Origin of the sequence: Lyngbya confervoides BDU141951, assembly GCF_000817775.3 — a bacterium.
GTDB classification, from domain to species: Bacteria; Cyanobacteriota; Cyanobacteriia; order Thermosynechococcales; family Thermosynechococcaceae; genus Lyngbya; species Lyngbya confervoides.
Genome location: NZ_JTHE03000088.1, coordinates 148,134 through 160,319, shown reverse-complemented (window position 1 = coordinate 160,319; position 12,186 = coordinate 148,134). Strand labels below are relative to the sequence as shown.

Sequence of the window (12,186 nt, the reverse complement as noted above, 5' to 3'; positions counted from 1 at the left end):
TGATTTCAGCTCAATGCCCCGAGTTTGCTTTGGGCGAACCGGCTGGGGAGAAGGGGTGAGAAGATCCGTGAGAATATTCATGCGCTTGCTGTGAAGAGAACCCTGAATCAGTGGAAGAATCTAGTCCCTAGCATAACGCCAAACCCGCAGCCCGTGCAGAGCGAGCCGTGCCTGGGCCAGGAGATCTGGGGGCAATTACATCATTTATTGTCACAAGAGTTTGCAATCTGCTGATTTAGCAAAAAATCTGTGGTATCAATCACTTTCTGGGGGATATCTCCTTTTAGGAGATCAGCAGTGCATAAAACCTATGTCTGTCGGTTCTCGCGTCAGGAGAAAATTAAGTTCAGCGCTCCCGCGGAATCGACAGGTTTCATCCACCTTCCGGACACCTTGCTATGAACATTGATGCTATTTTGCAAACCTACGTTATTCCCATTGGTTTGAAGATTCTAGGGGCCATCGTCCTCTGGATTGTGGGCCGCTGGTTGATTAAATTTGGCCTGGGTCTTCTCAATCGTATTTTTAAGCGCAGCAGCGTAGATGCCACCTTACTCTCCTATATCAAGGGAACTCTGGGGGTACTTCTCAATATTGTCCTCATTGTGGCGATTTTGGGCTACCTGGGCATTGAAACCACCTCCTTTGCCGCGCTGTTGGCGGCAGGCGGCATTGCGATTGGCGCCGCCTGGGGCGGTCTGCTGGCGCATTTTGCCGCAGGCGTCTTCCTGGTGCTGTTCAGTCCCTTTCGAGTGGGAGACTACGTATCAGCGGGTGGGGTTGAAGGGACAGTGGCGGAAATTGGGTTGTTTGTGACCACCATTAATACGCCGGACAACATCAAAACTATCGTCGCCAACAACACGATCTTTTCCGACACCATCAAGAATTTCTCCGCCAATCCCTATCGACGGGTGGAACTGGTGGCCCAGTTGGATCACTCGGTTGATCCCGAAGATGCCATTAACCGTCTCAAGCAAGGACTGGCTCAAATTGCCAATATTTCAGAAAGTCCAACGCCCGATGTTGAAATTCTGGAGTTTTCTCCCATGGGTCCGGTTCTGGCGGTGCGTCCCTACTGCGAAAACCAGTACTACTGGCAGGTTTATTTCGACACCAATCGCCTCATTCGCAGGACCTTTGGAGAAGCAGGCTATCCCGCACCGCAGCAGCACTATGCCATGCTGAATCGTGCCCAATAGTCTGGGTAAGGAGTCCCCTCCCAGCTTGGTATCGTCCTTTAGAGGAGGGCATTGGCAGCAGAGCCGCTAGCGGGCCTTCTCCATTGGGCCTAATTTCAGGCCCAATGGAGAAGGTTGTTGTTGAAGAGCCTACCTGTGAGGGGATAGAAAGGGGATACCTTAAAGGGGACGGTAAACCCGATAGTTAATGTTGGGAAAAATATTGTCAATGACCTCAACCTTTTCCAACCAGCCCGCGTCGACAGTCCCAGCATTCAGCTGTTCATACAGGCGATTAAAGCGCATCAGGTGCGATCGCGTTCGCCGGACGGCATAGGGCACCATGGTGCCAGTGCGCATGATAAAGGCCCAGTCAGAGGACTGAGCGAGCAGTAGCTCACGCGCCGCTTGATTCAGCGCCTTCCACTGCAGTTCATCCTCGGGTTCGCGCCTGGCTAACTCAATCATGCGTTCTGCAGCCTTGTGCAAATGGGGATAGATCCATTGATTGGTATCGTTCAACCAATATTCATGGAATCCCTTGTATCCCCAGCTTGACTGGGAGGGGCGACAGACCTGTTGATGAGGATGGGCGCGCAGATAGTCGGCCAGGTGAGTCATCTCGAAGGTGTCCTGGTCAAACCACACCTTGCGGTATAGATAATCAATGAACCAGGGTCCTTCGTACCACCAATGCCCAAATAGCTCTGCATCGTAGGGAGAAACCACAATGGGGGGGCGCTGCATAATCCCGTGTAAGTGGCGGACTTGCTGCTCACGGTTGTACATAAAATTACCGGCATGGTCGGCGGCTTTTTCCCTGGCCCAGTAGGGATCATAAAGAGCCTTATCCCCGATACCGCTGCGGTCGGTAATCTTGTGATACTTGATGCCCACGTTCTTGCGCTGACCATTGGGCATGATGTAGGGCTGGATATATTCGTACTCGGCTTCCCACCCCAGATCCTTGTAGAATTCCCGGTATTCAGGTGCTCCCGGATACCCCACCTCCGATGACCACACCTGCTGGGAGGACTCATGGTCGCGCCCAAAGGCGGCCACCCCCGTTTCTGTGAAAATGGGGGCATAGGCCCCAAAGCGAGGTCGGGGACGGGCGTAGAGTAGGCCATGCCCGTCCATAATAAAGTAGCGCAATCCAGCATCCGCAAGCTGCCGCTCTAAGCCTTCGTAGTAGGCGCACTCTGGCACCCAAATACCGCGCGGTTGGCGACCAAAATTTTCTTCGTAATGTTCACAGGCCACCTGAATTTGTGCCCACACTGCCTGGGGATACATTTTCATCAGTGGCAAATAGCCGTGGGTTGCCCCGCAGGTGATAATCTCCAGGTTGTTGGAGGCTTGATACTGGTTGAAGGCGGTTACCAGGTCGCGCTCATGCTGCGTCCAAACTTTGCGAACCTGGCTAAACTCTTCAACGTAGTACTCGGCTAAATACTTTAGATGGCCATTGTGGGTGTGGCGGAGGACCTCCTTTTTGGCCAGTTCTTCAAGTTGGGCTAGGTGGGCCTCAAAACGGTCCTGGAGCAATTCATCACGCAGCATAGACACCAAAGGAGGGGTCATGCTCATGGTGAGCTTAAAATCTACTCCATCGCGCTTGAGACCTTCAAAGACCTTTAGCAGCGGAATATAAGTTTCAATAATGGCTTCGTATAGCCACTCTTCCTCTAGCACATAGGAACTTTCGGGATGGCGGACAAAGGGCAGATGGGCGTGCAGGACGAGTGCAAGATAGCCAATACTCATACAAATATGAACTTTATTGTATTAATTGTTAAAAGCATAGGCTAAAACATGCGCACAAGCGTGCTTTTTACTACACCTTTGCGGAGAAATGACGGGGGTTGGCGAGGCAAAATTTCTTGGCGAGGCTGCTCCTCATCAAAGCTTCCAGGTTGTTAAGGGGGCAGAGGCTTAGCGATCTGAGGGAGGGATGCCAGCTTTTTTCTCGTACCAGCGAATGATGACCCGTCCCAGCCGTGGGGAACTGTGGCGAACGTATTTGAGCTTGGTATTTTCATCCATGACGTTTGCTAAGATGACTCGGCATCCCATGCGAATGAGCTCCTGGCGATCGATGGGAATCGGAAAGGAATATTTATGGGCATAGCGCACCAGTACCGAGGGCGAGGGTGGAATTTTTTGGACCAAGACAGTGTTAAACAGCTTGCATCCGGTGGCTCGATAGATAGCTTTAATATGGTCAGAGACGGAGTAGCCATCGGTTTCACCAGGCTGACTCATGATGTTACAAATGTAAATTTTTGGCACGTTCCGGGCCGCGATCGCCTCCACGATCTCTGGTACCAACAGGTTGGGAATGACGCTGGTGTATAAGCTGCCGGGGCCAAAGACGATCAGCTCTGCCTCGTTGATGGCTTCAATCACGCGGGGCAGCGCAGGCGGACATTCGGGAAGACAGCCAATTTTCCGAATTTTTCCGCCAGCCGAAGAAATTTCAGACTCTCCCTCAATTCGACGGCCGTCTTCTAGTTCAGCCCAGAGATTAACATCGCTGAGGGTTGCCGGGAGGACTTGTCCCCGCACTGCTAGCACTTCCGAACTGGCCGCGATCGCCTGTTCCCAACTTTCTGTGACCTGATTCATCGCCGAGAGAAACAGATTGCCAAAACTATGGCCCGCCAAGCCATCTCCGGCATCGAATCGATACTGAAACAGTTCGGTAATCAGCTTTTCTTGATCGGCCAGGGCGGCCAAGCAGTTGCGGATATCCCCAGGGGGAATACCGCCCAGTTCCTTGCGCAATCGTCCAGAGGATCCGCCATTATCGGCCACCGTCACCACGGCTGTAATGTTGGCGCTATAGGTTTTTAACCCGCGCAGCAAGGTAGAAAGTCCTGTTCCCCCTCCCAGGGCGACCACCTTGGGGCCACGATTTAAGCGGCGGTGGGCAATGAGCTTATCCACCAGCTCATTTTTATGATCGGGAATCAACACCTCCGTGATGGAGCCAAGGGTGCGCGTTTGTCCCCACCAAACCAAGATCGTGCCCAGGAGAATAACCAGTGATCCGCTCAAATAGCTAGGTAAGATCCGCGCCACCCAGGCCAAACCCCGAAATAGCTGCTGCAGGGTTAAAAAGATGGGAGAGGGCTGAATTAAGATAGTTAGCCCAAAGCCAATTAAAAACAAGCCAATTAAGCTGATAACCATCCAGCGCTTAATGGCAAGCCCCGGAGAAAGCCATTTAGCCGCCTTACCCACATATGCCGTTGTTGGCGAATGTTGTCTCAAGTGATTGGAGGAGCGATGAAACTAGACGTCAGCTAACTAGACTTCCACGACTTGGGACTGGTGTTGACCTAGCTGCCTCAATTAAACTGCAAGGGAGGGAGGATGAAAAGATCCATTCCGATGCCAATGGCCTGGGTGTGCTTGAGCCCGAATCTATGCCTGCCCCCATCCTGCGAACTTGCAGGGAATCGAGCCACAAACCTGGGCTGCTCATCCTTAGGCCAAGGGGGGATCTTGTTCAGCTTTAATTCTGCGAATGGGGAGATTAGCAATTAAGGCTGTGGTGCGCTGGTCGGATTCCAGGGAAACGTTCAGCCCGTCGTTGTCTAGTTCGACATAGCGAGACACCACTTCTAAAATTTCCCGGCGCATGGCTTCCATCATCTCAGGGGTTAAATCCGCTCGGTCATGGGCCAGAACCAGCTTTAAGCGTCGTTTGACTTGATCCCGGCTGCTAGATAAATCTGAGCCAAAAAATAAGCGTTCAAGCAATTCAGTAATCATAGGCTTTAGAACCAGGACAAGATGAGTAGGCTAATTGCTATTGTTCCAATGGAGACCAGAAATTTTTCCATGGACTCATGTTGCTGGTTACCGCGAAAAGAACCGTCGAATTCTAGCCAGCAGGGTATCGTAGGGGGCATCCAGGTCAAGAAGGTCAACCTCTTTTCCTTCGATGCGGTCTGCGATATTCCGAATGGCCATGCCGCTGAGGGAGAGATCCTCGGACAGGACCAGTGGCTCACCGCGATTGGTCGAAACAATTACCTGTTCATCATCGGGGATAATGCCGATCAGCGGAATGGAGAGAATTTCCTGCACATCGGCTACGGACATCATGTCGTTGTTCTGAACCATGGCGGGCCGAATTCGATTCACGATGAGCTGAATCTTTTTAATCTCGTGGGCCTCAAGCAGTCCAATCACACGATCGGCATCCCGCACTGCCGAAATTTCTGGAGTTGTGACAATTAGGGCTTCTTCAGCCGGGGCGATCGCATTTTGGAAGCCCATCTCAATCCCCGCCGGGCAGTCGATGAGCACATAGTCATAGCGTTGGGTGAGTTCCAGGGCGAGCTGGCGCATTTGATCCGGGGTGATCGCATCCTTATTTCGGCTCTGGGCCGCAGGCAACAGCACCAAATCCCGCTGACGCTTATCGCGCACCAATGCTTGCTCCAGGCGACACTGGCCATCTAGAACGTCGAGAGCCGTGTAAACGACCCGATTTTCTAGCCCCAGCAACAGATCTAAATTCCTCAGACCAAAATCTGCATCTAGCAGCGCCACGGATCGATTCAGGCGAGCAAGCGCCATGCCAATGTTGGCAGAACAGGTCGTCTTTCCAACGCCTCCCTTACCCGATGTAATGACAATGATGCGACCCATAATCGTAAAAACTTGAATTGAAATTTTTAAAGCTTGAACTTAGACAGGAAGATATAGACGGCCTATAAGGTATTAACCATAGCCTATGTTAGCCGCGAGTAATCGTAGGCTCGGGTAATTCGGATGCCCTCGGCTGCAATATGGGCGACCTCTGGATAGATTTCTTCTAATTTTGCCGCCGGTGCCCGAGCGACCTTGTTTGCAATGCGCAGTTGGGTTGGCTCCATCCTCAGGGCCATAATACAGGCTCCGCGATCGCCACTCGCACCTGCGTGGGCAACGCCCCTCAATCTCCCCCAAATCACAATATCACCATCGGCAATAATCGTTCCGCCTGGGTTGACATCTCCCAGTAAAAAAATATGTCCCCCATGCTGGATTTCACTGCCCGAGCGAATGGTCTTGGTTAAAAATAACGGGGTGGCTAAGGTTGCCTGGGGCTGAGGGGGAGGCGCAAATTTAAGCTGAGTTCCCTGGGCCTGATTCAACTTTTGAACCAGCTGATCTGGGGCGGTTTGCTGAACCGAATACCCGGCAGTCACCGCCGCCACCGCCGTTTGACGGCGACTGGTGTGGACGCAATCCAGGATCAGTTTGGCCTGACCTAGTGCCTTTGCCAGCACCTGCATCTGTCGGGGATCGAGCAATCGCTTCCCGACAATAAGATCAACCTTACTATTGGCTGCCCAAGGCGGAGTCGGTTGGCAGATGTGCTGCTGAATACGCTGCAAAATGGAGGACCAGTCACTTTCTGACCCGTCCTGTTCGGGTAACAACAGGACCACCCGACCATCACACATTGAAAGCTCAACGGGGCGCAAGGGGTGAGTGGTTAGAAAGTTTTGTGCACTCTCACGTCGGTTTGAGGGTTGAGTCGAAGCATCTGCTGAACGATGAGGTGAGGCATTTGAATTACTCATGAAAAGCCGTCAAAACCTATGGACACAAGATTCCATCCAGCATAATACGGGGCATCGAGATTTTGAAATGGATTCCGGTGGGGAACTCTTCCCCATCCCTTTTCCCTCAACCTTAGGCTTTCTGGGCAAGCACGCCCTGGGCCGGAAGGAATTCTAGGGATTAGATTTTGCCGAGGATCGAGGCTCGACGGACAGGCGTTGGCTAACCACAAGCATGCCACCGTCCTGGATTAAAATTGCAGAAATCCATTCATCCTGGGCAGTTTCGGGGGCTTTGCCCACCTTAAACAGTCCCCCGGTTGACAGGGATTCCAGCTCAAACTGGGCCGGTTGAAGATGCCCCTGGGGATCCACGGTTTCCTCCAGGGCGGCTCCGAGCAGAATGCGGTTGCCGAGCGGCTCATCCACGATCACATCAAAGTAATATTCCTCTCCGGCTCGAACCGACTCCGGCAAATTGACCTGCACCTTGGGCGGGTTGCTTCCGGAGGTGACCATGGTTTTTTCTGAGAGCGTCGCTTGACGAATAATTCGAGAGTTTTGAATTGTTTGCTGGGAGACCAGCGTTGTTTGTAGCGACTTGGGCTGGGGTTTCCCCTGGGTTTGGCGACCTGAAATTGTGGTGGTTGTTTGGGTCGTGTAGACGCCCGGCTCAGGCATTTCCCAGGAGTCAATGCGGGTGGTGTAGGTGAGTTGATCATATTGCTGCCAAAAGTTGCGAATGGCCTTCTTCATCTGGGCACGCGTCAAACCATCACTGTGGACGAAGTCCCGTTCATATTGCTTCAGCAAGGTGTTCAGCTTTCGCTCATTGGCGGCTTTGTCCATGGTGGCAACCCAGGCCGCCAGATCCGGAGGAGCGCTGTCCTGGGCGAGTTTGGGTTCGGCTGCTTCGATGGCGGAGGGGGGGGACCCCATCTGTGACCATGCGGGAGGTAGCCCCACCAGGGAAGTTGTGACTAGGGTTGTACAAAGGAGACATACCTTAAGGGGGGATGGAAGCATGGTCAAAATCTCAGCCTTATGAATCGTTCATTACAAAGTTCCCATTGGGGTCGTCGCACTCTATGTAACAATTCGTACTAAAATTGCGACGTTCTTGCCAGCTTGGGTGATTTGATTGTAGCCCACCTTTTTTTCTTATTTTTTACCCAGAGCGATGAACCTGCGCACCCTAGATTCTAACCCTGCTGCTTGTCCTCCCCAGGGGACCCACCCATCTCGGCTACTGATTGCTGCCAGTGGCACCGGAGGACATCTGTTTCCGGCCCTGGCCATTGCTGATCAGCTGCGGGCGGAGCAGGTAAGTGTGGAATGGTTGGGGGTCAGCGATCGGCTTGAAACTCAGCTTGTGCCTGAGGATTACCCCTTGCGAGTTATTTCGGTGGAAGGTTTTCAAAGTAAGGATCTGCGCGCCCTTTGGGTCTTCCTCAAATTTTTGGTGTCCATTTGGAGAACCCGTCGAATTCTGCAGCAGGGCCAATTTAAAGGGGTCTTGACCACTGGGGGATATATTGCCGCCCCCGCAATTATTGCGGCACGTACCCTTGGGTTACCCAGCATTCTGCACGAGTCCAATGCGATCCCTGGGAAGGTAACCCGCAGTCTGAGTCGCTGGTGTACAGTCGTGGCGCTCGGGTTTGAGCGTGCTGCCCAGTATTTGCCTCAAGCAAAGACTACCCGATGGGTGGGAACCCCGGTGCGATCGCAGTTTCAATCGCCTCAGCCCCTCGATTTACCCATCCCAGAGACGGCCCCTGTGATTGTTGTGGCCGGTGGCAGTCAGGGGGCGGTTGGACTCAACCGCAAGGTTCGGGCCTGTTTAGAGCCGTGGCTGGAGGCGGGGGCTTGGATTGTGCATTTAACAGGCGATCGCGACCCAGACGCTCACAGCTACACCCATCCCCACTACCTAGAGTTCTCTTTTTTTGAGAACATGGCGGGCTTGCTGCAGCGAGCTAACCTGGCCATTAGTCGATCTGGGGCAGGAACCCTCACGGAGCTGGCCGTTACCGGGACCCCGGCGATTTTGATCCCCTATCCCTACGCAGCAGAGGATCATCAAGCCTTTAATGCCAAGGTGTATGTTGAGGCGGGGGCCGGGGTGATGTTCCGCGAGGCAGATCTCAATCCCGCAGATCTAGAAGCCCTGGTCCTCGATTGGCTGGCCCATCCCCAGTCCTTAGAGCGGATGGCAGCCCAGGCGCGGCAGGTGGCAGTTCCCAACAGTACGGAACAGGTGGTGGCCATGGTCCGCCAGTACTGCGCTTAGGTTTTCTGCACCTGAGCGCCATGGCTGCGAGGATTGTCCTGCGTGGCGCCAAACTGAGGAGACTCAATCTCCGATGTACTCCCCATCTGGGCGACGTAGGGGAGAGGCTGGCCTGCCACTAGGGCCGATAGGTTACCCTCCAGAATGAATCGGGGCTGCTCTCCCACTGCCGCAGCCACCGCCGCAGCGTTTCGGTCAAAAAATACAAAGTGGGGAATGCCATCCACCCGGTACTGGATTAATTCAGGCAGCCACTTACTGTTATCAACGTTGAGCATGACAAAATTAAGCGTCTCGCCGTATTTCTGCCGCAGGGCTTCCATATCCCCCACCATGGCTCGACAACTGGTGCACCAATCCGCATAGAATTCGACTAACGTGGGCTTCTGGTTCCCCATGGCCACCTCCAGCGGGGTTGCCGATTCAGCCAACCCTGCCAGAGAGGGAGATTGGCTTTGGGTGCGCAGGCCAAGAACTAAAAAAAGACTCAGAACAATTGCAGTAACGGTTATTACAAAGTTTCGCAGGGTGTGTTTCATGCAAGCTGGGGACTGAATTTTTCATCTGGACCTAACTGCATGATACTGAAAGTTGTTCCTCCCGGCTCAAGGACCGGAGGGTTGCCCTTGAAAAGAGGAAGGTCAACAAAAGGCCACAGAAAAAGACGATCAGGACTCACCCTTGATCGTCTCAATCGCAGTAGACGGTAATCGTACAGAAGTTGGGGACTACCACATCGCTGGGACTGGTCCAGCTGGAGGGGTATAGGTGGGAGCAGGGGTTACCACCGGGGGAGTTGTGGCCACGGACTGGGTGATTCGGGTGGCAATGGAATAATCGTAAACGCGAGCCACCTCATTGGCGGTAAGCTTATACCAGTCTTCTCGAACCACATCACCACGGGCATTGACAATCACGCGATCGCCATAGCTCAGGTAGGTGCGGCTCTCACGATTGATAATGTAGGTCATCACATCCCCATTATCGTGCTTGACCTTAATGGTGTTGTCATCAACCCCAGTGATGACACCGCGGCGCAGATCCTTTCCACTAATTGAAATCTTGGATCCTGCCTCTAGTCCCAGAGCAGAGGGCAGGGCAGGGTCTACCAGATAGTGCTGAGTTGAGCCATCAGCGGTTTTGACGGTGAGCGTTGTGCCCTCCACCGATTCAACTTCGCCGCTAATTTCATTGCCAGGAATCGTGCTATTGGCGCTTGATCCAGCCAATGCAGGAAAACAGGTTCCCATCGCGATAACGAGAGCCAATGCAGTTCTAGTCAGGAGTTTCATAGCGTTGCCTCCAAGGCAAAACTGATTCTGACCTTGATTTTAAGGCCATAAATCGGTCTTCCCGCGCTTTTTTGCTTTTATTTAATCTTAGAGAGGCTCTGTTCGGATCCGTCTAGATCCCTGCCTAGGACTGGCGTTCGATGGCTTGCGTGAGTCGATTCATCGCCTCCACCAGCTGCTGTTGCGGATCGGGGGGGGCTGCTTCTTCCGCTAGGGTCTGCTGTCGTTGCAGTCGGCGCTGGGCCGCTTCAAAGGATCGAATCACCAGAAAAATCACAAAGGCAATCACGATAAAGTTTAAAACAGCCGCTAAGAACGACCCGTATTTGATTGAATTAAACTGCAGTTGTGCCAGCTCCTCAACCTTGGCCGCCTTCATGGCGGGATTGAGAATGGCGGGGGTCAACACATCCTCCACGAGTGAGGTCACGATCTTGCCAAAGGCTCCTCCAATGACCACGGCAATCGCTAGGTCAAGGACGTTTCCACGCATCAAAAAGTCTTTAAAGTCGCTAAAAAAGCCGTTTGCTCGCTGGCGATAATTCGCGGTCATACCTAAGGTCATCCAGAAAAAAGTCAGAAAAATTTTATTTTGTTTTGAAAGGAAGAAGGCAATTTGTTGCGCAATTGACACAAACGGAGCTGATTTCCCGAATCTCCCCCGGCTCTGATTGCCTCAGGAGCAGTTATTAATGGATGTCTTCCAGTAAAACCTGTCGCACTCGCTCAGCCACCCCTGACCAGTCATAGTGCGCGCAGATATGGGCGCGGCAATCGGCACCTGTGGGCAGCGGCAGTTTCTGATCTAAAATCTGCTGTAATGTTTGGGCGAGGGCCTGAATACTGGTGCCTGCGGTAATCAGCTGTGGACTAAAGGGCTGGAGGACTTCAGGCATACCGCCAACGGGGGTGCAAACCACCGGCGTTCCACAGGCCAAAGACTCAAGCAACACCAACCCGAACCCCTCCAGAGCCTGGCTGGGAATTAGGGTGAGGTCTGCGGCCTGATAGGCCGTGGGCAAATCCTCATCAGGCATAAACCCCAGCAGGTGGACAGAGTCGGATAGCTGCAGATCCGTAATTTGCTGTTCTAAGGACCTTTGCAGAGGACCCTTGCCAGCAATTGCCAGGCTCAGGGCTGGATAATGGGGTTTAAGCTGGGCCACTGCCTGAATTAGAATCTCTAGACCCATGCGCGGCACTAACCGCCGCGGCGTGAATAAGGTCCAGCGATCCCTGGGCCAGCCCAGAACCTGCCGGGCCTCCTGCTGATTGTATTTCGGCGCGAATCGTTCAATATCAACGCCCCCTGGAATAACACGAATTTGATCCCACGGAATGCCGTAATCCCGGTGCAAAATGGTGCCAAAGGCATGGCTGAGGACAATGAAGCGATCCATTTCGTGGTAGACCCGCCGCTCTACCCAGCGCTTGAGGGCAACGCTGAACCAGTTGGCGCCCTCCTGCTGGCTTTCCGCAGCCCAGGGACCGTGAAAGGTGAGGGTTACGGGGATGTGAGGGGGAAGTACCGACAGGAGCGGTAATCCGTAAAGGGGAAAGTGAAGATTGATGGCATCTGGAGTTTGCGAGCTCCGTTGCAGGAACTGTCGGCGGGTTTCTCGCAGTCGTTTCGGCAAGGGCCAATGACTTTGACACAGATTTGTCAATATCAGGGCGTTGTCTGGCTGCTCATTTGGCAGGTCAACCCCGCATAGCTCAATGCGATCGCCCCGCTTCGCCAGCTGACGGGTTAGCTCATAGACATATCTCTCGTTGCCGCCGGGACTGTGGGGAAACCATCCCAGGCCAATAAAAACGATGGTTGCCGGAGTTTGGGGAGAGGTGGACATGGTCAA

12 protein-coding genes are annotated in these 12,186 nt (G+C 53.3%); 2 read left to right on the top strand and 10 right to left on the bottom strand.

Annotated features, from left to right (window positions below; genetic code table 11):
- The first annotated feature begins 398 nt into the window (after nucleotides 1–398).
- Nucleotides 399–1,202, top strand: a complete 804-nt coding sequence (locus QQ91_RS15465) for a mechanosensitive ion channel family protein (protein ID WP_166275935.1) — start codon at nucleotides 399–401, stop codon at nucleotides 1,200–1,202.
- A gap of 159 nt (nucleotides 1,203–1,361) precedes the next feature.
- On the opposite strand, the gene QQ91_RS15460 is transcribed toward QQ91_RS15465, so the two are convergent.
- The 6 genes from QQ91_RS15460 to QQ91_RS15435 form a co-directional block, all read right to left on the bottom strand.
- Nucleotides 1,362–2,948: a glycoside hydrolase family 57 protein gene (locus QQ91_RS15460; RefSeq protein ID WP_166275933.1), complete on the bottom strand. Its 1,587-nt coding sequence runs from the start codon at nucleotides 2,946–2,948 to the stop codon at nucleotides 1,362–1,364.
- 168 nt (nucleotides 2,949–3,116) lie between these two features.
- Nucleotides 3,117–4,457 (bottom strand): gluconeogenesis factor YvcK family protein, encoded by a 1,341-nt coding sequence (locus tag QQ91_RS15455; RefSeq protein ID WP_236095907.1) that lies wholly within the window; start codon nucleotides 4,455–4,457, stop codon nucleotides 3,117–3,119.
- 216 nt (nucleotides 4,458–4,673) lie between these two features.
- Complete coding sequence (gene minE / locus QQ91_RS15450) at nucleotides 4,674–4,961, bottom strand: cell division topological specificity factor MinE (protein ID WP_166275931.1); 288 nt, start codon at nucleotides 4,959–4,961, stop codon at nucleotides 4,674–4,676.
- Nucleotides 4,962–5,048: 87 nt separating this feature from the next.
- Complete coding sequence (gene minD, locus QQ91_RS15445; protein WP_166275929.1) at nucleotides 5,049–5,846, bottom strand: septum site-determining protein MinD; 798 nt, start codon at nucleotides 5,844–5,846, stop codon at nucleotides 5,049–5,051.
- A gap of 83 nt (nucleotides 5,847–5,929) precedes the next feature.
- Entirely contained in the window at nucleotides 5,930–6,646 is a 717-nt protein-coding gene (minC, locus tag QQ91_RS15440; RefSeq protein ID WP_250833373.1) for a septum site-determining protein MinC, read from the bottom strand.
- 273 nt (nucleotides 6,647–6,919) lie between these two features.
- The gene (locus QQ91_RS15435) at nucleotides 6,920–7,684 is read right to left on the bottom strand and encodes a DUF8623 domain-containing protein (protein ID WP_166275925.1); all 765 of its coding nucleotides are present in this window, start codon (nucleotides 7,682–7,684) and stop codon (nucleotides 6,920–6,922) included.
- A gap of 241 nt (nucleotides 7,685–7,925) precedes the next feature.
- Here QQ91_RS15435 and murG point away from each other — a divergent pair, with 241 nt between their 5' ends.
- Nucleotides 7,926–9,038, top strand: coding sequence for an undecaprenyldiphospho-muramoylpentapeptide beta-N-acetylglucosaminyltransferase (murG, locus tag QQ91_RS15430; RefSeq protein ID WP_166275923.1), 1,113 nt, complete (start codon nucleotides 7,926–7,928; stop codon nucleotides 9,036–9,038).
- Here the strand turns inward: murG and QQ91_RS15425 are convergent.
- The 4 genes from QQ91_RS15425 to QQ91_RS15410 form a co-directional block, all read right to left on the bottom strand.
- Nucleotides 9,035–9,577, bottom strand: coding sequence for a thioredoxin family protein (locus QQ91_RS15425; protein ID WP_166275921.1), 543 nt, complete (start codon nucleotides 9,575–9,577; stop codon nucleotides 9,035–9,037). The two genes, murG and QQ91_RS15425, sit on opposite strands and share 4 nt — an antisense overlap.
- Before the next feature lie 189 nt (nucleotides 9,578–9,766).
- Entirely contained in the window at nucleotides 9,767–10,330 is a 564-nt protein-coding gene (locus tag QQ91_RS15420; RefSeq protein ID WP_166275919.1) for a hypothetical protein, read from the bottom strand.
- A gap of 124 nt (nucleotides 10,331–10,454) precedes the next feature.
- Nucleotides 10,455–10,883, bottom strand: a complete 429-nt coding sequence (gene mscL / locus QQ91_RS15415) for a large conductance mechanosensitive channel protein MscL (RefSeq protein ID WP_166275917.1) — start codon at nucleotides 10,881–10,883, stop codon at nucleotides 10,455–10,457.
- A gap of 136 nt (nucleotides 10,884–11,019) precedes the next feature.
- A complete protein-coding gene (locus QQ91_RS15410; RefSeq protein ID WP_166275915.1) occupies nucleotides 11,020–12,180 on the bottom strand; it encodes a glycosyltransferase family 4 protein in 1,161 nt (386 codons plus the stop codon).
- Nucleotides 12,181–12,186 lie beyond the last annotated feature (6 nt).